Origin of the sequence: Aeromonas sp. 97A (genome assembly GCF_051919185.1) — a bacterium.
Lineage (GTDB): Bacteria > Pseudomonadota > Gammaproteobacteria > Enterobacterales > Aeromonadaceae > Aeromonas > Aeromonas veronii.
The window spans coordinates 767,936-792,976 of the sequence record NZ_JBQBFF010000001.1 but is presented as its reverse complement, the minus strand read 5'-3'; the positions used below and the strand labels follow the sequence as shown (position 1 = coordinate 792,976).

Here is a 25,041-nt window from a genome sequence, read left to right as displayed (position 1 = left end):
CGCTTACGCTTGACCCCGCATATGGTAAAGGTCAACTGCCGCTTTGTCATGTAGCTGTGCCCCTCTACCTCAAATAAATCAGGATTCGACAGGGTATCCGGCATCGCACCAACCGCGAAACCCGCCGTCGACGCTGATCACCTTGCGATAACCCATCTGTTGCAGGTTGTCCGCAGCCAGAATGGAGCGAAAACCACCACCACAATAGAGGTAGAGCTCGGTCTCAAGATCCGGGAACTGGGTCTCGATATCCCGCTCAATCACGCCACGACCCAGATATCGGGCACCGGGCAGATGGCCTTTGGCCCACTCGCTCTCTTCCCGCACGTCGATCAGGTGAAACGTGCGCCCTTCGTCCTGCCAGCGCTTGATCTGGTGAACATCGGTTTCGGTGATGCGGGAGCGGATCCCGTCAACCAGCGCCAAAAAACGGGGATTGTGATGCATGACAAACTCCTGTTGTTTAAATCATGTGCGTCAGCAAACGACACGCAGAGATAAGAAAAGAGCGCCATGAGGCGCTCTTCACTGTTACGGCAGGATTTCCTGTTGGTCCGCACCCTCTTTCTCTACCTGGGTGGGCAGCATGTGCTCGCGCTTGACGCCGAGGAACATGGCAAACGCACTCGCCACATAGATGGAGGAGTAGGTACCGAACGCCACACCGATCACCATGGCCACGGCAAAACCGTGGATCAGCGCCCCCCCCTTGAGCAGCAGCGCCAGCACCACGATAAAGGTGAGGCCGGAGGTGATGATGGTACGACTCAGGGTCTCGGTCATGGAGAGATCCAGAATGTACTCGGTATCCCCTTTACGCACCTTGCGGAAGTTCTCCCGCAAGCGGTCGAACACCACGATAGTATCGTTCAGGGAGTAACCCACCAGGGTCATCAGTGCCGCCAGTACAGTCAGGTCGAACTCGTACTGGAAGTAGGCAAAGACACCCAGCGTGATCACCACGTCGTGCACCAGGGAGAGAATGCCCCCCAGCGCCAGACGCCATTCGAAACGCACTGCCACGTAGGCCAGGATACAGAGGATGGATGCCAGCATGGCCAGCGCACCGTCTGTCGCCAGTTCATCACCCACGGAAGGGCCGACGAACTCGACGCGTTTGAGCACTGCGCCCTCGTCGAGCTGCTTGGCCGCCGCCAGCACTTCGTTACCCTGTTGTTCTACCTTGACCCCCTCTTTCGGGGTCAGGCGGAACAGCACGTCACGGCTGGAGCCAAAGTGTTGCAGGGTTGCCCCTTCAATCTTCTGCTCTTCCAGAGCGTCGTGGATCTTGTCCAGGCTCACCGACTGCTGGAACCCCACCTCGATGGTGGTACCACCGGTAAAGTCCAGGCCCCAGTTCAGCCCCCTATCAAACAGGAAGAACAGGGCTACCACCATCAGCACGGAAGAGAAAACCACACCCGGCTTGGCATAGCGCATAAACGGGATCGGTTTTTCAAAATGTAGAATCTGAAACATCTCTCTATCCTCAGATGGGCAGCTTGTCGATACGCCGTCCACCCCAAGCCAGGTTGATAATGGCACGGGAAACTGTGATGGCAGTAAACATGGAGGCGGTCAGACCAATGCCCAGCGTCAGGGCAAAGCCCTTGATGGCGCCGGTGCCGATACCGAACAGGATCACACAGGTGATCAGCGAGGTCACGTTGGAGTCGGCGATGGTGGAGAATGCTCGATCAAAGCCCAGATGGATGGCTTGCTGAACACCACGACCGTTGCGGATCTCTTCACGAATACGCTCGTAGATCAGTACGTTGGCATCCACCGCCATACCCAGCGTCAAGACGATACCGGCGATACCCGGCAATGTCATCGTGGCCCCCGGGATCATCGACATGATGCCGACAATCAACACCAGGTTCATACAGAGCGCCAGGTTGGCAACCCAGCCGAACGCGCGGTAGTAGATCCCCATGAACAGCACGATCACCAGCATGGCCCAGCCGATGGCTTCCATACCGCTGTCGATGTTCTGTTGACCCAGGCTCGGGCCAATGGTGCGCTCTTCCACGATCTGGATCGGGGCGATCAGGGCACCGGCACGCAGCAGCAGCGCCAGGTTGTGGGCTTCGTTGGCGTTGTCGATACCTGTGATACGGAACTGGCTGCCAAGACGCGACTGGATGGTGGCGACGTTGATCACTTCCTCCTGCTTGCGGAACTTGCGCTTGCCATCCGGACCCGGTTGACCGACCGGCTTGTACTCGATGAAGACGGTCGCCATCCCTTTACCGACGTTATCCTTGGTAAAGTTGGCCATCTTGTTGCCACCCTGGCCATCCAGCTTGATGTTGACCTGGGGACGGCTGTACTCGTCGAAACCGGACTGGGCTCCCACGATGTGGTCACCGGTCAGGATCACCCGCTTTTGCAGCACCACGGGACGACCATTGCGATCGTTGTAGACCTTGGAGCTGGGCGGGACACGGCCATCGGCCGCAGCCTGGATGTCGGCAGTCTCATCGACCATGTGGAATTCCAGGGTCGCGGTTGCACCCAGGATCTCCTTGGCGCGGGCGGTATCCTGAATACCGGGCAGTTCAACGACAATGCGCTCGGCGCCTTGCTGTTGTACCAGCGGCTCGGCCACGCCCAGTTCGTTGACCCGGTTACGGATGATGGTGATGTTCTGCTCGAGGGCGTACTTCTTCACTTCCTTGATCTTGGCTTCGCTCAGACCCGCCAGCAGGATGAACTCATCCCCTTTCTGCTCGGTAGTGAAAGTCAAATCAGGGTTCTGACGACGCAGATGAGAAACGGCGCGTTCCTGATCGGCTTCGTCACGGAAGATCACCTGCACCTGATCTCCGACCCGGCGTACGCCGGAGTAACGGATCTTCTGGGTGCGCAGCTCGGAGCGGAAATCCTGCACCATCTGCTCTTGCTGCTTGGTCAGTGCTTCGGCCATGTCCACTTCCATCAGGAAGTGCACACCACCGCGCAGATCAAGACCCAGCTTCAGAGGCGCCGCACCGATGGCTTCGAGCCAGGCGGGAGTGGAAGGTGCCAGGTTGAGTGCGGTAATGAAGTTGTCGCCCAGCTTGTTGGCAACGATATCGCGCGCCTTCAGCTGGTCTTCGGTGTTCTTGAAACGGATCAGGATAAAACCGTGCTCGAATGCAGCATGTTTGACCGGGATCTTGGCCGCTTCAAGGGTCTCTTTCACCAGATCAAGAGTATCTAGCTTGACTTCGGCACCACGGCTGGCAGAAACCTGCAAAGCCGGATCTTCGCCGTAAAGATTGGGGGCTGCATATAGAAAACCGATGGCGATCACCAGGATCACCATCAGGTATTTCCACAGCGGATAGCGATTCAACACGCTGTGCTCCTTGGGAGATTAAAGGGACTGGATAGAACCCTTGGGCAGAACGGCAGAGACGAAGTCCTTTTTGATGGTGACTTGAGTCTGGTCGTTCAGGGCGATCACCAGGTAATCGCTGTCTGCAGCCACTTTGGCAATTTTGCCAACCAGGCCACCGGAAGTGAGCACTTCATCACCCTTGGACAAGGAGCTCATCAGATTGCGGTGATCCTTGGCACGCTTGGCCTGGGGACGATAGATCATGAAGTAGAAAATCAGGCCGAATACGGCCAGCATGATGATCATTTCCATACCACCACCCTGTGCACCCGGTGCTGCGCCTTCTGCATACGCCTTGGAGATAATGCTCATTTAACAACCTCTTATTGATGTAGATTTAAAAAAACAAAATTATATGTTGTTGTTATTTAACGTCATTTTCAGCTAACGGAGGCACAGGCTTCCCTTGCCGACGGTAAAACTCTGTTACAAAGTCGTCTAATTTACCCTGCTCGATCGCGTCCCGCAAACCCTGCATCACACGCTGGTAATAACGCAGGTTATGAATCGTATTCAGACGGGCACCGAGGATCTCGTTGCACTTGTCCAGATGGTGCAGGTAGCTTCGGCTGTAGTTCTTGCAGGTGTAGCAATCACACTCGGCATCCAGGGTACTGGTGTCGTTGCGATGTTGGGCGTTGCGGATCTTCACCACACCATCGGTGGTGAACAGGTGGCCGTTGCGGGCGTTGCGGGTCGGCATGACGCAGTCGAACATGTCGATACCGCGGCGCACCCCTTCCACCAGATCTTCCGGCTTGCCGACACCCATCAGGTAGCGCGGCTTGTCAGCCGGAATTTTCGGGCAGACGTGCTCGAGGATACGGTGCATGTCCTCTTTGGGTTCACCCACCGCCAGACCACCGACCGCATAACCGTCGAAACCGATCTCCAGCAGCCCCTTGAGGGAGACATCACGCAGATCTTCGTAGACCGAGCCCTGGATGATGCCGAACAGGGCGTTCTTGTTGCCCAGCGCATCAAACTTGTCGCGGGAGCGCTTGCCCCAGCGCAGGGACATCTCCATGGACTTGCGCGCTTCTTCATAAGTGGCCGGGTACGGAGTGCACTCGTCGAAGATCATCACGATGTCGGAGCCCAGATCGTACTGGATCTCCATGGACTTCTCGGGGTCGAGGAAGATCTTCTCGCCATTGATGGGGTGACGGAAGTGGACGCCCGCTTCGGTGATCTTGCGAATATGGCCCAGGCTGAACACCTGGAAACCACCGGAGTCGGTCAGGATCGGGCCCTGCCAGTTCATGAAGTCATGCAGATCGCCGTGGGCACGCATCACTTCCTGACCCGGACGTAGCCAGAGGTGGAAGGTGTTACCCAGCAGGATCTGGGCGCCGGTTTCACGCACTTCTTCCGGGGTCATCCCCTTGACGGTGCCGTAAGTCCCGACCGGCATAAAGGCCGGTGTTTGTACCACACCACGTTCGAAGACCAGTTGACCGCGACGGGCACGGCCGTCGGTGGTTTTCAGTTCAAATTTCATTGCTACCTCGGCTGCGTCAGATAAACAGTCTGACAATAGGAGGGCCGCTCACGGCCCGGTAAATAAGCTGAAGCTTATGCTTCAACCTGGCGACGGGTGACGAACATGGCGTCCCCGTAGCTGAAGAAACGGTACTGCCCGGCCACGGCTGCCTGATAGGCCGCCATCACGTTGTCATAACCGGCAAAGGCGCTGACCAGCATGATCAGGGTCGACTCCGGCAGATGGAAGTTGGTGACCATGGCATCGACAATCTGGAACTGGTAACCAGGGAAGATGAAGATATCGGTGTCACTAAAGAAGGGCGCCAGCGGTTTGCCCTGCGCCAGGGTGACCTTGGCCGCGCTCTCCAGCGAACGGACCGACGTGGTCCCCACCGCGATCACCCGGCCACCACGGGCACGGGTGGCCGCGATGGCATCTACCACCTCTTGCGGCACTTCCGCATACTCGGAGTGCATATGGTGATCTTCAATCTTATCTACCCGCACCGGCTGGAAGGTCCCCGCCCCTACATGCAGGGTGACGAAGGCCGTTTCAACCCCTTTGGCCCGAATTTTCTCAAGCAGCGGCTCATCAAAGTGCAGACCGGCGGTCGGCGCCGCGACGGCGCCCGGCTTTTGATTGTAAACGGTCTGGTAGCGCTCCTTGTCGGCATCCTCGTCGGGACGGTCGATATAGGGGGGCAGCGGCATGTGGCCGATGGCCTCCAAAATCTCCAGCACCGGACGCGGGTCGAGGAAGTGGATCTCGAACAGGGCGTCGTGACGGGCGCGCATCTCGGCTTCAACACCACCATCCATGATCATCCGGGTGCCGGGCTTGGGCGCCTTGGAGGCACGGACATGGGCCAGCACGCTGTGCTCGTCCAGAATGCGCTCGACCAGTACCTCCAGCTTGCCGCCGCTGGCCTTCTGGCCAAACATGCGCGCCGGAATGACACGGGTGTTATTGAATACCAGCAGGTCACCCGGATTGAGCTGATCCAGCACATCCACAAATTGACCGTGGCGCAGGGCGCCAGTCTGACCATCGAGCTGCAACAGGCGGCTGGCGGTACGCTCTGCCATCGGATAGCGGGCAATCAGCTCGTCTGGCAGATCAAAATGAAAATCGGATACTTGCATCTTTCACCTCGGGGGGAATCGGCGGCTAGTCTAGTTATCCCCATCTTCCAAGGCAACCCAAAAGACCAAAAACCCAAGAGAGACAAGGGGTAGCGAGCAATATTGAGACACACATCCGGTTAATGATTCTTTAATGTTCTGTATTGACCCTGATCATGTTTTGCCAGTTGGGGCTGGGCTAGGGTGAAAGCAGATACACAAGGAGGCCCACCATGATGACCCTATCCGAAATCATGACCGAACACCCCTTCACTCTGGGTCCGTCAAACAGTGTCAAACAGGCGATGGACCTGATGCAGCAGGAGCGGATCCGCCACATTCCCATCGTCGATGAGCAGCATCACCTGCTGGGGTTGGTAACCCTCACCGATATCCTGGCCACCCGGGAATCCAAGCTGCTGCTCATCAGCCCGGAGCGGGAAGCCGAATTTACCGACAGCGTGCAACTCGACGAGATCATGACACGGCAAGTGGCGAGCGTAGATCCTCACGCCGGCATCAAGGAGGCGGCACTTTACCTACAGCGGCACAGATATGGCTGCCTGCCGGTACTCAAAGGACGCAAGCTGATCGGCATTGTCACCGAGTCGGACTTTATTGCAGTGGCCATCAACCTGCTGGAATTGATGGAAGAGCAGGAACCACCTATCGACTTTTGATAGATCTAGCTGTAATTAAATTACAATAAAAGCGTTTTCAGCCGTCAAAATAAGCTGAAATGATGAAACACTTTCATTTTGATTGAAAAATTACACCAAATGCTTGCCTTGTGATCTACGTCACACTATCATCCCTCTCATGCAATAGTTGCCGAGGGGGAGACGAGGGATTGTGCACCCATTATCTTCCTCTCATATGTCTGCAAGTTTGCACACCCCGTAGTTAGTCTTTGCTGTAAAGCATTTGTTTATATAGCCATTCCTTGTTTGATGACCCGGCCCTGTCGTTGCGATAGCGCCGGGATTTTTTTATCCGCGTTTTCTTGTCAGCACATCTCCATCGCTGCGAGCAGCGGCCTCAACCTCCTGCACCACCTGTTTGCTCCACCGTTTATCTCATCGTGTCATCGTGGCTCTGCACACATCTTCCCATGTCTTGAAAAGGCGATGTAGCGCACAGATATTGAACCACGACAAGGAGTTATCTCAGTAGGCTAGAGATATTCATGTTAGGTACAGCCATAGTGAGCTATCTAATAAGTAGATTTAAGCGATTCAAAATTGCGGCTTTTATCGATTAACTGAAGCCCCTATGATGAATCCATCGAAAGTTAAGCGCCTCGTCTGGCAAGACTCTTCAACACCAGACCGGCATATGTACATCACCAAGGAGCAATTACATGTCTACCTACATCAACACTGAAATCAAGCCGTTCAATGCTACCGCCTACCACAATGGCAAATTCGTTCAGGTGTCTGACGCTGACCTGAAAGGCAAGTGGTCCGTGGTCTTCTTCTACCCGGCTGACTTCACCTTCGTTTGCCCGACCGAGCTGGGCGACCTGGCTGACAACTACGCTGAATTCCAGAAACTGGGCGTCGAGATCTACTCTGTCTCTACCGATACCCACTTCACTCACAAAGCATGGCACGACACTTCTGACACCATTCAGAAGATCCAGTACCCGATGATTGGTGACCCGACTGGTACCATCACCCGCAACTTCGGCGTGATGATCGAAGAAGCTGGTCTGGCTGACCGCGGTACCTTCGTAATTGACCCGCAGGGCATCATCCAGATCGTCGAGATCAACGCTGGCGGCATCGGCCGTGATGCACTGGAACTGCTGCGCAAAGTCAAAGCAGCCCAGTACGTTGCCTCCCACCCGGGTGAAGTGTGCCCGGCTAAATGGAAAGAAGGCGAAGCCACTCTGGCCCCGTCCCTGGACCTGGTAGGCAAGATCTAAGCCTCCCGCTTCCAAGACCGGCCCGCATAAGGGCCGGTCTGCTTTCCGGCATTGCCAAATAGGCCTGAAAGCAGACCGACTCACATTTAATGCCAACTCGCCATTACAAGAAGGAATTCGACCATGTTGGATACCAACCTCAAACAACAGCTGAACACCTATCTGCAGTACATCGTCAATCCCATCGAGATCAGCGTGTCCGGCAACGACAGCGACAAATCTGCAGAGCTGCTGGCACTGGCCAGCGAGATCGCCGAGATGTCCTCCAAGATCACCCAGACCTCTGGCACTGCCGCTCGCAAGCCTTCCATGAGTGTCGCGCCGCAGGGCCAAGCCCCGCGCGTTCACTTTGCCGGTATCCCCATGGGTCATGAATTTACCTCTCTGGTGCTCGCCCTGCTGCAAAGCGGCGGCCACCCCTCCAAGGCCGATGCGGCCGTGCAGGAGCAGATCCGCAATCTCAAGGGTGAGTATCACTTCGAGACCTATATCTCCCTCTCCTGCCACAACTGCCCGGACGTAGTACAGGCCCTCAACCTGATGGCGACCCTGAACCCCGGCATCACTCACACCATGATCGACGGCGCCCTGTTCCAGGAAGAAGTTGCCGAGCGTCAAATCATGGCGGTACCGAATGTCTACCTGAACGGCCAACCGTTCAGCCAAGGGCGGATCTCGCTGGAAGAAATCGTCGCCAAACTCGACACCGGTGCCGCCGAGCGCAAGGCTGCCGAGCTGAATGAGAAAGATCCCTACGACGTACTGGTGGTGGGCGGTGGCCCGGCTGGCGCCGCAGCGGCCATCTATGCCGCCCGTAAAGGCATTCGCACCGCCATCGTTGCCGAGCGTTTCGGTGGTCAGGTGATGGACACCGTCGGTATCGAGAACTTTATCTCAGTGCCCTACACCGAAGGCCCCAAGCTGGCCGCCAGCCTGGAGCAACACGTCAAACAGTACGGCGTTGAAGTGATCACCGAGCAGCGCGCCGCCGCCATCAGCAAAGATGGATATGTGAACGTGGATCTCGCCTCTGGCGCCACCTTGAAGAGCCGCGCCGTGATCCTGGCGACCGGTGCCCGCTGGCGTGATCTGAACGTACCGGGCGAGCTCGAGTACCGCACCAAGGGCGTGGCCTACTGCCCGCACTGCGATGGTCCCTTCTTCAAGGGCAAGCGAGTAGCTGTGATCGGTGGCGGTAACTCCGGCATCGAGGCAGCGATCGACTTGGCTGGCATCGTCGAGCATGTGACTGTGGTGGAGTTCGCCGACACCCTGCGAGCCGATGAAGTGCTGCAGAAGAAGGCTCGCTCCATGGGCAATATCGACATCATCATGAGCGCTCGCACCACCGAAGTGATCGGTGATGGCAGCAAGGTGGTCGGTATGGACTACGAAGATCGCACCACCGGTGAGATTAAACACCTGGCGGTGGCGGGGATCTTCGTCCAGATCGGCCTGGTACCGAACACCGAGTTCCTGAAAGGGAGCGAGATTGCCCTGACCCGCTTTGGCGAGATCGAGATCGATACCAAAGGGGCGACCTCCCTGCCCGGCGTCTACGCCGCAGGGGATGCCACCACGGTACCGTTCAAGCAGATCATCATCTCCATGGGTGCTGGCGCCACCGCCGCACTGGGTGCGTTTGATTACCTCATCCGCAACCCGGCTCCTGAAGCGACCCAGGCTGATGCTGTGACCGCCTGATAAAACCCGCCAACAAAAAGCCGACGCTCGATTAAGTAAACACGAGCGTCGGCTTTTTTATATCTGCATCGATGCGCAATAAAAACCCCGCAGCAAATGGCGGGGTTGTTCATGACTGGACTTAAACGACGGGCATCACTCCAGCAAGAAAACAGCCTCGATATTATCACTTACCGTGATCTGCTGTTGTTGATAGCTGTTGTCCGCCATATCCGGCGCGGGAGCTGCCATCGCCATGGCCTGCACCACCTTCAGGTTGCGGCTGTAGGCGGTAATGGGCGAAGCATTGCGGTACTCCACACTGTAGACCTTGCCAAGCTTCATCCCAAACGCCTTGGCCAGAGATTCAGCCTTGGTTTTGGCATCCTCAACGGCATTCAAACGAGCCTGCTCCTTGATGACCTGCGGCGACTTCAACCCGTACTCAATCTGGGATACGGACTCCAGCCCGGCTTTGAGTGCGGTATCCATCAGGGGGCTCAACTTGTCGAGCTGATAGAGCTTCACCGCCAATTGCCGCTGGGCACGGTATCCCAGCAATACCGGCTTCTTGTTCTCGCCATACTGATATTCCGGAGAGACCATCAGGTTGCCAGCCTCAACATCGCTGCGCTTGATCCCCAACCCTTCCAGTTGGCTGAAAAAGGCTGCGACCTTGGTATCGACCTGCTGCTTGGCCTTGAGGCCCTGCTTATCCAGTGCACTCACCGCCACATTGAGGGTGAGCATATCGGGTTCGGTCTTCTGCTCGGCATAACCGCTCACCACCAGATGGGGCGCTTGCGGCACTTCAATCGCCAGCAGCGGAGCACTGACAACCAGAGCGGAAAGAGTAAGAAGGGGACGCCACATAGAAAAAAACCTCAATCGGAAAGATTGAGGCCATTATGCCCGTGCAGCTACGGGATTCATATATCGTGCAAGGGGGGGAGCTGATCCAGTATCTGATTGGTCAGATCGAGACTAATGGTGACCATGCTGCCGGGATCCTGGCTCTGGTTTGCCATATCCAGCGCAGGAGCCGCGCCACAGACCAACACCTCATCATCGAAATGGAACGAGTCCCACGACAGAACGTGTCCTTGCACCGCCTGTCCGATATTGGTGCCACCACTATCCTCCTCCATCGCAGACCAAGGGATGGTATCAGATGGTCCTAGCAAATCTTGCAACAACGGAGAGTGAAAACTGGCCAGCGGATACTCCTGCTGCCCCTGATGATGGCCAACCAGAATCATGTTATGGGCAGACTCGGTATCCATGACCGGCACATAAGTGATAGAGGCCGTAGCGAAGTCAACATAGAGCGAGCCCGCTACATCACCGGCCTCATTCTCAATCTCCATCCCATCCAGCCGATCCCCCGCGATCGATGCCTGATAGCCAAACTGGCCTGCGCAGGTAATGTTCCCCTGCCCATCCCAGCTATAACGGATGCCATCAATGTCGACCCAGTTGAATGACTGCATGATTACCCCTCTCCTCTACTGCCGCTATCTTATCCATCCCCTTGGGGAAAAAACAGGGGCCAGGCAAGCCCGGCCCCGAGACAAGGTTACAGATCAACCTTCAAGTTACCGTCACCCAGCAACTTCTGAATGATCTCAAGGTCACTGTTGCCCAAGGTTGTCAGGTCAATACTGTCAAATTTTATGACGTGGGTGGTTCCTCCATTCGTACCATCCAAATCAATCGTCAATGTTGATTTGTTTGTGCCTGGCCCATCACTACTGAAATTGAGGTACGCATCAAGCGAACCAGAGTTGGCATGTTCGCCAGTGAGCAGCTCGCTTATATCCAGCACATCTCCACCGTCACCAGTTGTGAAGTCTTTGATAACGTCCACACCACCGGCATCACCCGCCCCCCACTTAAAGGTGTCTTTACCGCCTCCACCTGTCAGGGTGTCGCCATCAGCACCACCAAGGAGCAAGTCATCGCCGCCACCACCGCTCAAGATGTCGCTTCCAACCAAACCGCTCAGTACGTTGGCATTGCCATCCCCCGTCAGACTGTCGTTGAACATGGAACCCACCAGATTTTCCATATTGCTCAGACTGTCAGTACCCGCACCACCGGTCGCCTGATTATTACCATTGACCTTAACAGTGACACCGGCCGTACTATCGATGTAACTGGCCGTGTCGTTGCCAGCACCACCGTTCAAGTTATCGTTGCCTGCACCGCCAACAAGAATGTCGTTGCCCTCGCCACCATTCAAAGCGTCGTTACCGGCACCGCCCAGCAGAATATCATTTCCAGCATTGCCGTTGAGCGTATCCGCCCCCGTCCCGCCGATGAGGATCTCGTCCAGATATCCTCCTGTGAGCGTTGCCCCGCTTTGAACATCCACGAAGACCTTGGCCGTATCTGTGGTCGAGCTATTGGTGTAGTTGAATGACCCTTCGTAGCTACTGGGGGTTGCGCTGCCAGAGGTATCATCGAACGTCACCGAACCCGCGTTATCTGTCACTGTTCCGCCAACGGCCCCAGAAACACCCGTAATAATCTGGGTCGCAGCCAGCGGCCCGGTATCATTGACAAGCAGTGCCCAATCCGGAACGGTTACAGGGTCCTGGTTGGTGATGATGAAATCATCACGCACCGCAGTGGGACCAACCGCTGGCCTGATAACGATGGCCAGGGTGCTGGACGCTGTGTCCCCGTCCTTATCGGTAACGCTATAGCCCACGACCTGGTTTATGCCCCCTGCCGGTATAGCAGACGGCGGAGTATAGGTATACGCCCCGTTGTCCATATCTACCTTGAGGGTGCCGCCAGCCAGCGCAATCATCCATTCGTTTGTTGATTGGTTAAAGGTCCCAACCGACGTATCGCCAGATGGGGTATCCGTGTTCTGGTTGTAGGTATACGTTATCCCCCCAACAGTAATGGAGCTGAGCCAGCCACCATCCGCCCCGGCACTGGCCACTATGCCATTGATTATTTGACCCGCCAGCGGTGGCGCCACAACGGTACTCAAAAGCGTAGCGGCCAATTGACTGAAATCAGTCACAACCACAGCGGTTGTATTCGCTGGGCTCGCGCCGCTGACACCATTGTAAGCGATGGGATCAAGTGCAGACTGGGTAGATCCCGAGCCCATCCCTAGCGCAAAGGAGTTAATATTGTTCGCTTTAAGGAAATCAGCCCAATCTTTGGTTTCTCCACTCAGTGTCGAGCCGTCACCATCAATGCCATTGCCACCACCAAGGGAGTTATCTCCATCCAGGACAGAAGCGGCTGAGCCACTCAATGCGTTCGCTGTAGGCTGACCATCTGACATAAAATAGGAGACATTTTGTGCGTTAATCTGCCTGCCTGTATCGCCAAAGGCCTTGATCGCCTCATTTAGAGCATCGTCATAGTTAGTACCACCTGATGGTTGCAGCCCCAATATGGTCGACTTGGCCACATCCACATTGACCCAGATACTGGTTGGGTTAGTAGCAGAGGATGCAAATGTGATGATATTGACCATAACGGTGCCATAGGCACTGTACTTGTCGAGCAACTCCAAGGCAGATTTTTGCATCACCTGCATCCGGGTCATGCCTTGATAGCCCGATGGATCACCCATACTGCCGGAAATATCGAGGATCAACATCAGGTTGGTATTTTGCACCTGAGTGGCCTGACCCGTGTTAGTTGCTACCGATGCAATCGGCCCATCGTCGTTGAAGCGTACCTGACCCGAAATATCTGCTGTCGTACTCTGCACGGTGTCGTTGTCACCGTCTTTCAGGGTGACCGTGACCCCCAACGAACTGGCTGCCAGTGCAACGGATTCGTCGTAGCTGTTGTAGCTATTTCCTGCCACGGCTTCCGCCGGGTGATCCAGCGACAGGTATTGCTCTACCGTCATCACGCCCGTCGCACTGTCTATCTGGATAGCAAACGCCGCCTGGCCAGCAAAGGCTCCGCCCACCACCTGGCCGACCACCACCCCGTTGTCCAGTTGCACCAGGGTTATGGCCGAACCGTCGGTCAGCGCCAGGCCCGAAGTGGCATTACTCACCACCAGGTTGTACACCTTGCTGCCTGCCACAGCCGCGCCATCCGCCCCGTAGGCTTCGGTTGTCAATGTCACAACGGCGCCATTACTGCTGGCCTTGCTGATATACCCAGCCCCACTCACATCCGGATCGTTACCTTTCACCACCGCTCCGGTATCAAGGGTGGCGGTACCGCTGGCACCACTCTCATCAAGCCCCGCCACCGCACTGCTGTTGACGCTGATAGCCACGCGCGGACCATCGTCGTTGAAACGTACCTGACCCGAAATATCTGCTGTCGTACTCTGCACGGTGTCGTTGTCACCGTCTTTCAGGGTGACCGTGACCCCCAACGAACTGGCTGCCAGTGCAACGGATTCGTCGTAGCTGTTGTAGCTATTTCCTGCCACGGCTTCCGCCGGGTGATCCAGCGACAGGTATTGCTCTACCGTCATCACGCCCGTCGCACTGTCTATCTGGATAGCAAACGCCGCCTGGCCAGCAAAGGCTCCGCCCACCACCTGGCCGACCACCACCCCATTGTCCAGTTGCACCAGGGTTATGGCCGAACCGTCGGTCAGCGCCAGGCCCGAAGTGGCATTACTCACCACCAGGTTGTACACCTTGCTGCCTGCCACAGCCGCGCCATCCGCCCCGTAGGCTTCGGTTGTCAATGTCACAACGGCGCCATTACTGCTGGCCTTGCTGATATACCCAGCCCCACTCACATCCGGATCGTTACCTTTCACCACCGCTCCGGTATCAAGGGTGGCGGTACCGCTGGCACCACTCTCATCAAGCCCCGCCACCGCACTGCTGTTGACGCTGATAGCCACGCGCGGACCATCGTCGTTGAAACGTACCTGACCCGAAATATCTGCTGTCGTACTCTGCACGGTGTCGTTGTCACCGTCTTTCAGGGTGACCGTGACCCCCAACGAACTGGCTGCCAGTACAACGGATTCGTCGTAGCTGTTGTAGCTATTTCCTGCCACGGCTTCCGCCGGGTGATCCAGCGACAGGTATTGCTCTACCGTCATCACGCCCGTCGCACTGTCTATCTGGATAGCAAACGCCGCCTGGCCAGCAAAGGCTCCGCCCACCACCTGGCCGACCACCACCCCGTTGTCCAGTTGCACCAGGGTTATGGCCGAACCGTCGGTCAGCGCCAGGCCCGAAGTGGCATTACTCACCACCAGGTTGTACACCTTGCTGCCTGCCACAGCCGCGCCATCCGCCCCGTAGGCTTCGGTTGTCAATGTCACAACGGCGCCATTACTGCTGGCCTTGCTGATATACCCAGCCCCACTCACATCCGGATCGTTACCTTTCACCACCGCTCCGGTATCAAGGGTGGCGGTACCGCTGGCACCACTCTCATCAAGCCCCGCCACCGCACTGCTGTTGACGCTGATAGCCACGCGCGGACCATCGTCGTTGAAACGTACCTGACCCGAAATATCTGCTGTCGTACTCTGCACGGTGTCGTTGTCACCGTCTTTCAGGGTGACCGTGACCCCCAACGAACTGGCTGCCAGTGCAACGGATTCGTCGTAGCTGTTGTAGCTATTTCCTGCCACGGCTTCCGCCGGGTGATCCAGCGACAGGTATTGCTCTACCGTCATCACGCCCGTCGCACTGTCTATCTGGATAGCAAACGCCGCCTGGCCAGCAAAGGCTCCGCCCACCACCTGGCCGACCACCACCCCGTTGTCCAGTTGCACCAGGGTTATGGCCGAACCGTCGGTCAGCGCCAGGCCCGAAGTGGCATTACTCACCACCAGGTTGTACACCTTGCTGCCTGCCACAGCCGCGCCATCCGCCCCGTAGGCTTCGGTTGTCAATGTCACAACGGCGCCATTACTGCTGGCCTTGCTGATATACCCAGCCCCACTCACATCCGGATCGTTACCTTTCACCACCGCTCCGGTATCAAGGGTGGCGGTACCGCTGGCACCACTCTCATCAAGCCCCGCCACCGCACTGCTGTTGACGCTGATAGCCACGCGCGGACCATCGTCGTTGAAGCGTACCTGACCCGAAATATCTGCTGTCGTACTCTGCACGGTGTCGTTGTCACCGTCTTTCAGGGTGACCGTGACCCCCAACGAACTGGCTGCCAGTGCAACGGATTCGTCGTAGCTGTTGTAGCTATTTCCTGCCACGGCTTCCGCCGGGTGATCCAGCGACAGGTATTGCTCTACCGTCATCACGCCCGTCGCACTGTCTATCTGGATAGCAAACGCCGCCTGGCCAGCAAAGGCTCCGCCCACCACCTGGCCGACCACCACCCCATTGTCCAGTTGCACCAGGGTTATGGCCGAACCGTCGGTCAGCGCCAGGCCCGAAGTGGCATTACTCACCACCAGGTTGTACACCTTGCTGCCTGCCACAGCCGCGCCATCCGCCCCGTAGGCTTCGGTTGTCAATGTCACAACGGCGCCATTACTGCTGGCCTTGCTGATATACCCAGCCCCACTCACATCCGGATCGTTACCTTTCACCACCGCTCCGGTATCAAGGGTGGCGGTACCGCTGGCACCACTCTCATCAAGCCCCGCCACCGCACTGCTGTTGACGCTGATAGCCACGCGCGGACCATCGTCGTTGAAACGTACCTGACCCGAAATATCTGCTGTCGTACTCTGCACGGTGTCGTTGTCACCGTCTTTCAGGGTGACCGTGACCCCCAACGAACTGGCTGCCAGTGCAACGGATTCGTCGTAGCTGTTGTAGCTATTTCCTGCCACGGCTTCCGCCGGGTGATCCAGCGACAGGTATTGCTCTACCGTCATCACGCCCGTCGCACTGTCTATCTGGATAGCAAACGCCGCCTGGCCAGCAAAGGCTCCGCCCACCACCTGGCCGACCACCACCCCGTTGTCCAGTTGCACCAGGGTTATGGCCGAACCGTCGGTCAGCGCCAGGCCCGAAGTGGCATTACTCACCACCAGGTTGTACACCTTGCTGCCTGCCACAGCCGCGCCATCCGCCCCGTAGGCTTCGGTTGTCAATGTCACAACGGCGCCATTACTGCAGGCCTTGCTGATATACCCAGCCCCACTCACATCCGGATCGTTACCTTTCACCACCGCTCCGGTATCAAGGGTGGCGGTACCGCTGGCACCACTCTCATCAAGCCCCGCCACCGCACTGCTGTTGACGCTGATAGCCACGCGCGGACCATCGTCGTTGAAACGTACCTGACCCGAAATATCTGCTGTCGTACTCTGCACGGTGTCGTTGTCACCGTCTTTCAGGGTGACCGTGACCCCCAACGAACTGGCTGCCAGTGCAACGGATTCGTCGTAGCTGTTGTAGCTATTTCCTGCCACGGCTTCCGCCGGGTGATCCAGCGACAGGTATTGCTCTACCGTCATCACGCCCGTCGCACTGTCTATCTGGATAGCAAACGCCGCCTGGCCAGCAAAGGCTCCGCCCACCACCTGGCCGACCACCACCCCGTTGTCCAGTTGCACCAGGGTTATGGCCGAACCGTCGGTCAGCGCCAGGCCCGAAGTGGCATTACTCACCACCAGGTTGTACACCTTGCTGCCTGCCACAGCCGCGCCATCCGCCCCGTAGGCTTCGGTTGTCAATGTCACAACGGCGCCATTACTGCTGGCCTTGCTGATATACCCAGCCCCACTCACATCCGGATCGTTACCTTTCACCACCGCTCCGGTATCAAGGGTGGCGGTACCGCTGGCACCACTCTCATCAAGCCCCGCCACCGCACTGCTGTTGACGCTGATAGCCACGCGCGGACCATCGTCGTTGAAACGTACCTGACCCGAAATATCTGCTGTCGTACTCTGCACGGTGTCGTTGTCACCGTCTTTCAGGGTGACCGTGACCCCCAACGAACTGGCTGCCAGTGCAACGGATTCGTCGTAGCTGTTGTAGCTATTTCCTGCCACGGCTTCCGCCGGGTGATCCAGCGACAGGTATTGCTCTACCGTCATCACGCCCGTCGCACTGTCTATCTGGATAGCAAACGCCGCCTGGCCAGCAAAGGCTCCGCCCACCACCTGGCCGACCACCACCCCGTTGTCCAGTTGCACCAGGGTTATGGCCGAACCGTCGGTCAGCGCCAGGCCCGAAGTGGCATTACTCACCACCAGGTTGTACACCTTGCTGCCTGCCACAGCCGCGCCATCCGCCCCGTAGGCTTCGGTTGTCAATGTCACAACGGCGCCATTACTGCTGGCCTTGCTGATATACCCAGCCCCACTCACATCCGGATCGTTACCTTTCACCACCGCTCCGGTATCAAGGGTGGCGGTACCGCTGGCACCACTCTCATCAAGCCCCGCCACCGCACTGCTGTTGACGCTGATAGCCACGCGCGGACCATCGTCGTTGAAACGTACCTGACCCGAAATATCTGCTGTCGTACTCTGCACGGTGTCGTTGTCACCGTCTTTCAGGGTGACCGTGACCCCCAACGAACTGGCTGCCAGTGCAACGGATTCGTCGTAGCTGTTGTAGCTATTTCCTGCCACGGCTTCCGCCGGGTGATCCAGCGACAGGTATTGCTCTACCGTCATCACGCCCGTCGCACTGTCTATCTGGATAGCAAACGCCGCCTGGCCAGCAAAGGCTCCGCCCACCACCTGGCCGACCACCACCCCATTGTCCAGTTGCACCAGGGTTATGGCCGAACCGTCGGTCAGCGCCAGGCCCGAAGTGGCATTACTCACCACCAGGTTGTACACCTTGCTGCCTGCCACAGCCGCGCCATCCGCCCCGTAGGCTTCGGTTGTCAATGTCACAACGGCGCCATTACTGCTGGCCTTGCTGATATACCCAGCCCCACTCACATCCGGATCGTTACCTTTCACCACCGCTCCGGTATCAAGGGTGGCGGTACCGCTGGCACCACTCTCATCAAGCCCCGCCACCGCACTGCTGTTGACGCTGATAGCCACGCGCGGACCATCGTCGTTGAAACGTACCTGACCCGAAATATCTGCTGTCGTACTCTGCACGGTGTCGTTGTCACCGTCTTTCAGGGTGACCGTGACCCCCAACGAACTGGCTGCCAGTGCAACGGATTCGTCGTAGCTGTTGTAGCTATTTCCTGCCACGGCTTCCGCCGGGTGATCCAGCGACAGGTATTGCTCTACCGTCATCACGCCCGTCGCACTGTCTATCTGGATAGCAAACGCCGCCTGGCCAGCAAAGGCTCCGCCCACCACCTGGCCGACCACCACCCCATTGTCCAGTTGCACCAGGGTTATGGCCGAACCGTCGGTCAGCGCCAGGCCCGAAGTGGCATTACTCACCACCAGGTTGTACACCTTGCTGCCTGCCACAGCCGCGCCATCCGCCCCGTAGGCTTCGGTTGTCAATGTCACAACGGCGCCATTACTGCTGGCCTTGCTGATATACCCAGCCCCACTCACATCCGGATCGTTACCTTTCACCACCGCTCCGGTATCAAGGGTGGCGGTACCGCTGGCACCACTCTCATCAAGCCCCGCCACCGCACTGCTGTTGACGCTGATAGCCACGCGCGGACCATCGTCGTTGAAGCGTACCTGACCCGAAATATCTGCTGTCGTACTCTGCACGGTGTCGTTGTCACCGTCTTTCAGGGTGACCGTGACCCCCAACGAACTGGCTGCCAGTGCAACGGATTCGTCGTAGCTGTTGTAGCTATTTCCTGCCACGGCTTCCGCCGGGTGATCCAGCGACAGGTATTGCTCTACCGTCATCACGCCCGTCGCACTGTCTATCTGGATAGCAAACGCCGCCTGGCCAGCAAAGGCTCCGCCCACCACCTGGCCGACCACCACCCCGTTGTCCAGTTGCACCAGGGTTATGGCCGAACCGTCGGTCAGCGCCAGGCCCGAAGTGGCATTACTCACCACCAGGTTGTACACCTTGCTGCCTGCCACAGCCGCGCCATCCGCCCCGTAGGCTTCGGTTGTCAATGTCACAACGGCGCCATTACTGCTGGCCTTGCTGATATACCCAGCCCCACTCACATCCGGATCGTTACCTTTCACCACCGCTCCGGTATCAAGGGTGGCGGTACCGCTGGCACCACTCTCATCAAGCCCCGCCACCGCACTGCTGTTGACGCTGATAGCCACGCGCGGACCATCGTCGTTGAAGCGTACCTGACCCGAAATATCTGCTGTCGTACTCTGCACGGTGTCGTTGTCACCGTCTTTCAGGGTGACCGTGACCCCCAACGAACTGGCTGCCAGTGCAACGGATTCGTCGTAGCTGTTGTAGCTATTTCCTGCCACGGCTTCCGCCGGGTGATCCAGCGACAGGTATTGCTCTACCGTCATCACGCCCGTCGCACTGTCTATCTGGATAGCAAACGCCGCCTGGCCAGCAAAGGCTCCGCCCACCACCTGGCCGACCACCACCCCGTTGTCCAGTTGCACCAGGGTTATGGCCGAACCGTCGGTCAGCGCCAGGCCCGAAGTGGCATTACTCACCACCAGGTTGTACACCTTGCTGCCTGCCACAGCCGCGCCATCCGCCCCGTAGGCTTCGGTTGTCAATGTCACAACGGCGCCATTACTGCTGGCCTTGCTGATATACCCAGCCCCACTCACATCCGGATCGTTACCTTTCACCACCGCTCCGGTATCAAGGGTGGCGGTACCGCTGGCACCACTCTCATCAAGCCCCGCCACCGCACTGCTGTTGACGCTGATAGCCACGCGCGGACCATCGTCGTTGAAACGTACCTGACCCGAAATATCTGCTGTCGTACTCTGCACGGTGTCGTTGTCACCGTCTTTCAGGGTGACCGTGACCCCCAACGAACTGGCTGCCAGTGCAACGGATTCGTCGTAGCTGTTGTAGCTATTTCCTGCCACGGCTTCCGCCGGGTGATCCAGCGACAGGTATTGCTCTACCGTCATCACGCCCGTCGCACTGTCTATCTGGATAGCAAACGCCGCCTGGCCAGCAAAGGCTCCGCCCACCACCTGGCCGACCACCACCCCATTGTCCAGTTGCACCAGGGTTATGGCCGAACCGTCGGTCAGCGCCAGGCCCGAAGTGGCATTACTCACCACCAGGTTGTACACCTTGCTGCCTGCCACAGCCGCGCCATCCGCCCCGTAGGCTTCGGTTGTCAATGTCACAACGGCGCCATTACTGCTGGCCTTGCTGATATACCCAGCCCCACTCACATCCGGATCGTTACCTTTCACCACCGCTCCGGTATCAAGGGTGGCGGTACCGCTGGCACCACTCTCATCAAGCCCCGCCACCGCACTGCTGTTGACGCTGATAGCCACGCGCGGACCATCGTCGTTGAAACGTACCTGACCCGAAATATCTGCTGTCGTACTCTGCACGGTGTCGTTGTCACCGTCTTTCAGGGTGACCGTGACCCCCAACGAACTGGCTGCCAGTGCAACGGATTCGTCGTAGCTGTTGTAGCTATTTCCTGCCACGGCTTCCGCCGGGTGATCCAGCGACAGGTATTGCTCTACCGTCATCACGCCCGTCGCACTGTCTATCTGGATAGCAAACGCCGCCTGGCCAGCAAAGGCTCCGCCCACCACCTGGCCGACCACCACCCCATTGTCCAGTTGCACCAGGGTTATGGCCGAACCGTCGGTCAGCGCCAGGCCCGAAGTGGCATTACTCACCACCAGGTTGTACACCTTGCTGCCTGCCACAGCCGCGCCATCCGCCCCGTAGGCTTCGGTTGTCAATGTCACAACGGCGCCATTACTGCTGGCCTTGCTGATATACCCAGCCCCACTCACATCCGGATCGTTACCTTTCACCACCGCTCCGGTATCAAGGGTGGCGGTACCGCTGGCACCACTCTCATCAAGCCCCGCCACCGCACTGCTGTTGACGCTGATAGCCACGCGCGGACCATCGTCGTTGAAGCGTACCTGACCCGAAATATCTGCTGTCGTACTCTGCACGGTGTCGTTGTCACCGTCTTTCAGGGTGACCGTGACCCCCAACGAACTGGCTGCCAGTGCAACGGATTCGTCGTAGCTGTTGTAGCTATTTCCTGCCACGGCTTCCGCCGGGTGATCCAGCGACAGGTATTGCTCTACCGTCATCACGCCCGTCGCACTGTCTATCTGGATAGCAAACGCCGCCTGGCCAGCAAAGGCTCCGCCCACCACCTGGCCGACCACCACCCCGTTGTCCAGTTGCACCAGGGTTATGGCCGAACCGTCGGTCAGCGCCAGGCCCGAAGTGGCATTACTCACCACCAGGTTGTACACCTTGCTGCCTGCCACAGCCGCGCCATCCGCCCCGTAGGCTTCGGTTGTCAATGTCACAACGGCGCCATTACTGCTGGCCTTGCTGATATACCCAGCCCCACTCACATCCGGATCGTTACCTTTCACCACCGCTCCGGTATCAAGGGTGGCGGTACCGCTGGCACCACTCTCATCAAGCCCCGCCACCGCACTGCTGTTGACGCTGATAGCCACGCGCGGACCATCGTCGTTGAAGCGTACCTGACCCGAAATATCTGCTGTCGTACTCTGCACGGTGTCGTTGTCACCGTCTTTCAGGGTGACCGTGACCCCCAACGAACTGGCTGCCAGTGCAACGGATTCGTCGTAGCTGTTGTAGCTATTTCCTGCCACGGCTTCCGCCGGGTGATCCAGCGACAGGTATTGCTCTACCGTCATCACGCCCGTCGCACTGTCTATCTGGATAGCAAACGCCGCCTGGCCAGCAAAGGCTCCGCCCACCACCTGGCCGACCACCACCCCGTTGTCCAGTTGCACCAGGGTTATGGCCGAACCGTCGGTCAGCGCCAGGCCCGAAGTGGCATTACTCACCACCAGGTTGTACACCTTGCTGCCTGCCACAGCCGCGCCATCCGCCCCGTAGGCTTCGGTTGTCAATGTCACAACGGCGCCATTACTGCTGGCCTTGCTGATATACCCAGCCCCACTCACATCCGGATCGTTACCTTTCACCACCGCTCCGGTATCAAGGGTGGCGGTACCGCTGGCACCACTCTCATCAAGCCCCGCCACCGCACTGCTGTTGACGCTGATAGCCACGCGCGGACCATCGTCGTTGAAACGTACCTGACCCGAAATATCTGCTGTCGTACTCTGCACGGTGTCGTTGTCACCGTCTTTCAGGGTGACCGTGACCCCCAACGAACTGGCTGCCAGTGCAACGGATTCGTCGTAGCTGTTGTAGCTATTTCCTGCCACGGCTTCCGCCGGGTGATCCAGCGACAGGTATTGCTCTACCGTCATCACGCCCGTCGCACTGTCTATCTGGATAGCAAACGCCGCCTGGCCAGCAAAGGCTCCGCCCACCACCTGGCCGACCACCACCCCATTGTCCAGTTGCACCAGGGTTATGGCCGAACCGTCGGTCAGCGCCAGGCCCGAAGTGGCATTACTCACCACCAGGTTGTACACCTTGCTGCCTGCCACAGCCGCGCCATCCGCCCCGTAGGCTTCGGTTGTCAATGTCACAACGGCGCCATTACTGCTGGCCTTGCTGATATACCCAGCCCCACTCACATCCGGATCGTTACCTTTCACCACCGCTCCGGTATCAAGGGTGGCGGTACCGCTGGCACCACTCTCATCAAGCCCCGCCACCGCACTGCTGTTGACGCTGATAGCCACGCGCGGACCATCGTCGTTGAAACGTACCTGACCCGAAATATCTGCTGTCGTACTCTGCACGGTGTCGTTGTCACCGTCTTTCAGGGTGACCGTGACCCCCAACGAACTGGCTGCCAGTGCAACGGATTCGTCGTAGCTGTTGTAGCTATTTCCTGCCACGGCTTCCGCCGGGTGATCCAGCGACAGGTATTGCTCTACCGTCATCACGCCCGTCGCACTGTCTATCTGGATAGCAAACGCCGCCTGGCCAGCAAAGGCTCCGCCCACCACCTGGCCGACCACCACCCCGTTGTCCAGTTGCACCAGGGTTATGGCCGAACCGTCGGTCAGCGCCAGGCCCGAAGTGGCATTACTCACCACCAGGTTGTACACCTTGCTGCCTGCCACAGCCGCGCCATCCGCCCCGTAGGCTTCGGTTGTCAATGTCACAACGGCGCCATTACTGCTGGCCTTGCTGATATACCCAGCCCCACTCACATCCGGATCGTTACCTTTCACCACCGCTCCGGTATCAAGGGTGGCGGTACCGCTGGCACCACTCTCATCAAGCCCCGCCACCGCACTGCTGTTGACGCTGATAGCCACGCGCGGACCATCGTCGTTGAAACGTACCTGACCCGAAATATCTGCTGTCGCACTCTGCACGGTGTCGTTGTCACCGTCTTTCAGGGTGACCGTGACCCCCAACGAACTGGCTGCCAGTGCAACGGATTCGTCGTAGCTGTTGTAGCTATTTCCTGCCACGGCTTCCGCCGGGTGATCCAGCGACAGGTATTGCTCTACCGTCATCACGCCCGTCGCACTGTCTATCTGGATAGCAAACGCCGCCTGGCCAGCAAAGGCTCCGCCCACCACCTGGCCGACCACCACCCCGTTGTCCAGTTGCACCAGGGTTATGGCCGAACCGTCGGTCAGCGCCAGGCCCGAAGTGGCATTACTCACCACCAGGTTGTACACCTTGCTGCCTGCCACAGCCGCGCCATCCGCCCCGTAGGCTTCGGTTGTCAATGTCACAACGGCGCCATTACTGCTGGCCTTGCTGATATACCCAGCCCCACTCACATCCGGATCGTTACCTTTCACCACCGCTCCGGTATCAAGGGTGGCGGTACCGCTGGCACCACTCTCATCAAGCCCCGCCACCGCACTGCTGTTGACGCTGATAGCCACGCGTGGCACATCATCTTCCACCTTGATGGCAAAGCTCCCCGCCGGGAAGCTATCTGTAAGCTGATCTCCGTCACCATCGGTGGCGGTCAGTACGCCAGAGAAGTCGATCCCCACGCCAGTCAGTTGTTCGCCGTCATCACCATCCGCTGTCGGATGGTCCAGCGGACCAATCAGGGTAAAGCTGTAGCTGCCATCCGCCCCTACGGTCAGGGTAAAGACCGGCACACCGCCTGCATTGGCGGTCAACACATTACCCACCACGCTGTAGCTGAGCGCTACACCGCCACTGGTCAGTCCCAGCCCCACCAGACTGCTGACATCACTGCCCAGACCAAAGCTGCCTACCCCATCGGCACCAAAGTTGACCAAGCTATTGAGGGTACCGGCCGCACCGCTGGCGCTCACACTCTGACCCGTCCCTTCGCTATTACCGCTGGTCAGCGCATCTTCATGGACCAAACTGCGCACAGATAGTTCTTCCCTATCAACCAGAGTTGGTATGTCATCCAAAATGGCGACATCAAGGGTATCGCTAGCCGTATCACCATCACTATCGATCAGCACAACGCTGAAGCTTTCGCTCAGGGAGGTGTCATTGACGGGTCTTGTATGGTCTCCATTATCGCCAAGGGTATAGCTGTA

General features: G+C 58.0%; 12 protein-coding genes. 3 read left to right on the top strand and 9 right to left on the bottom strand.

Annotated elements, in window-relative coordinates; translation table 11 throughout:
• Positions 1 to 78 precede the first annotated feature (78 nt).
• The 6 genes from ACTG27_RS03575 to queA all read right to left on the bottom strand — a co-directional run bounded on the left by ACTG27_RS03575 (position 79) and on the right by queA (position 6,013).
• Positions 79 to 447 (bottom strand): rhodanese-like domain-containing protein, encoded by a 369-nt coding sequence (locus ACTG27_RS03575; protein WP_019446086.1) that lies wholly within the window; start codon positions 445 to 447, stop codon positions 79 to 81.
• Between the two features lie 84 nt (positions 448 to 531).
• Entirely contained in the window at positions 532 to 1,479 is a 948-nt protein-coding gene (secF, locus tag ACTG27_RS03570) for a protein translocase subunit SecF (RefSeq protein WP_005337322.1), read from the bottom strand.
• 10 nt (positions 1,480 to 1,489) lie between these two features.
• Complete coding sequence (gene secD, locus ACTG27_RS03565; protein WP_005337324.1) at positions 1,490 to 3,343, bottom strand: protein translocase subunit SecD; 1,854 nt, start codon at positions 3,341 to 3,343, stop codon at positions 1,490 to 1,492.
• 18 nt (positions 3,344 to 3,361) lie between these two features.
• Positions 3,362 to 3,697, bottom strand: a complete 336-nt coding sequence (yajC, locus tag ACTG27_RS03560) for a preprotein translocase subunit YajC (RefSeq protein ID WP_005337327.1) — start codon at positions 3,695 to 3,697, stop codon at positions 3,362 to 3,364.
• 52 nt (positions 3,698 to 3,749) lie between these two features.
• Positions 3,750 to 4,886 (bottom strand): tRNA guanosine(34) transglycosylase Tgt, encoded by a 1,137-nt coding sequence (gene tgt / locus ACTG27_RS03555; RefSeq protein ID WP_005337329.1) that lies wholly within the window; start codon positions 4,884 to 4,886, stop codon positions 3,750 to 3,752.
• 74 nt (positions 4,887 to 4,960) lie between these two features.
• Entirely contained in the window at positions 4,961 to 6,013 is a 1,053-nt protein-coding gene (gene queA / locus ACTG27_RS03550; RefSeq protein ID WP_040066529.1) for a tRNA preQ1(34) S-adenosylmethionine ribosyltransferase-isomerase QueA, read from the bottom strand.
• A gap of 212 nt (positions 6,014 to 6,225) precedes the next feature.
• Here queA and ACTG27_RS03545 point away from each other — a divergent pair, with 212 nt between their 5' ends.
• From ACTG27_RS03545 to ahpF, 3 genes are all read left to right on the top strand, one after another.
• On the top strand, positions 6,226 to 6,672 hold the full coding sequence (locus ACTG27_RS03545; protein WP_041235032.1) for a CBS domain-containing protein: 447 nt from the start codon (positions 6,226 to 6,228) through the stop codon (positions 6,670 to 6,672).
• 680 nt (positions 6,673 to 7,352) lie between these two features.
• Complete coding sequence (ahpC, locus tag ACTG27_RS03540; protein WP_005337335.1) at positions 7,353 to 7,919, top strand: alkyl hydroperoxide reductase subunit C; 567 nt, start codon at positions 7,353 to 7,355, stop codon at positions 7,917 to 7,919.
• A gap of 123 nt (positions 7,920 to 8,042) precedes the next feature.
• Entirely contained in the window at positions 8,043 to 9,623 is a 1,581-nt protein-coding gene (ahpF, locus tag ACTG27_RS03535; RefSeq protein ID WP_439979107.1) for an alkyl hydroperoxide reductase subunit F, read from the top strand.
• A gap of 135 nt (positions 9,624 to 9,758) precedes the next feature.
• On the opposite strand, the gene ACTG27_RS03530 is transcribed toward ahpF, so the two are convergent.
• From ACTG27_RS03530 to ACTG27_RS03520, 3 genes are all read right to left on the bottom strand, one after another.
• On the bottom strand, positions 9,759 to 10,475 hold the full coding sequence (locus tag ACTG27_RS03530) for an SIMPL domain-containing protein (RefSeq protein WP_021229694.1): 717 nt from the start codon (positions 10,473 to 10,475) through the stop codon (positions 9,759 to 9,761).
• A gap of 56 nt (positions 10,476 to 10,531) precedes the next feature.
• The gene (locus ACTG27_RS03525) at positions 10,532 to 11,092 is read right to left on the bottom strand and encodes a hypothetical protein (protein WP_005337339.1); all 561 of its coding nucleotides are present in this window, start codon (positions 11,090 to 11,092) and stop codon (positions 10,532 to 10,534) included.
• Positions 11,093 to 11,178: 86 nt separating this feature from the next.
• Positions 11,179 to 24,867 (bottom strand): beta strand repeat-containing protein, encoded by a 13,689-nt coding sequence (locus ACTG27_RS03520; protein WP_439980487.1) that lies wholly within the window; start codon positions 24,865 to 24,867, stop codon positions 11,179 to 11,181.
• Positions 24,868 to 25,041 lie beyond the last annotated feature (174 nt).

Excerpts from the sequence above, each read along its gene's own strand:
- secF (WP_005337322.1), bottom strand. The coding sequence starts at position 1,479 with ATGTTTCAGATTCTACATTTTGAAAAACCGATCCCGTTTATGCGCTAT.
- yajC (WP_005337327.1), bottom strand. The coding sequence starts at position 3,697 with ATGAGCATTATCTCCAAGGCGTATGCAGAAGGCGCAGCACCGGGTGCA.
- queA (WP_040066529.1), bottom strand. The coding sequence starts at position 6,013 with ATGCAAGTATCCGATTTTCATTTTGATCTGCCAGACGAGCTGATTGCC.
- ACTG27_RS03545 (WP_041235032.1), top strand. The coding sequence starts at position 6,226 with ATGATGACCCTATCCGAAATCATGACCGAACACCCCTTCACTCTGGGT.
- ACTG27_RS03525 (WP_005337339.1), bottom strand. The coding sequence starts at position 11,092 with ATGCAGTCATTCAACTGGGTCGACATTGATGGCATCCGTTATAGCTGG.
- tgt (WP_005337329.1), bottom strand. The coding sequence starts at position 4,886 with ATGAAATTTGAACTGAAAACCACCGACGGCCGTGCCCGTCGCGGTCAA.
- ACTG27_RS03530 (WP_021229694.1), bottom strand. The coding sequence starts at position 10,475 with ATGTGGCGTCCCCTTCTTACTCTTTCCGCTCTGGTTGTCAGTGCTCCG.
- ACTG27_RS03575 (WP_019446086.1), bottom strand. The coding sequence starts at position 447 with ATGCATCACAATCCCCGTTTTTTGGCGCTGGTTGACGGGATCCGCTCC.
- ahpF (WP_439979107.1), top strand. The coding sequence starts at position 8,043 with ATGTTGGATACCAACCTCAAACAACAGCTGAACACCTATCTGCAGTAC.
- ahpC (WP_005337335.1), top strand. The coding sequence starts at position 7,353 with ATGTCTACCTACATCAACACTGAAATCAAGCCGTTCAATGCTACCGCC.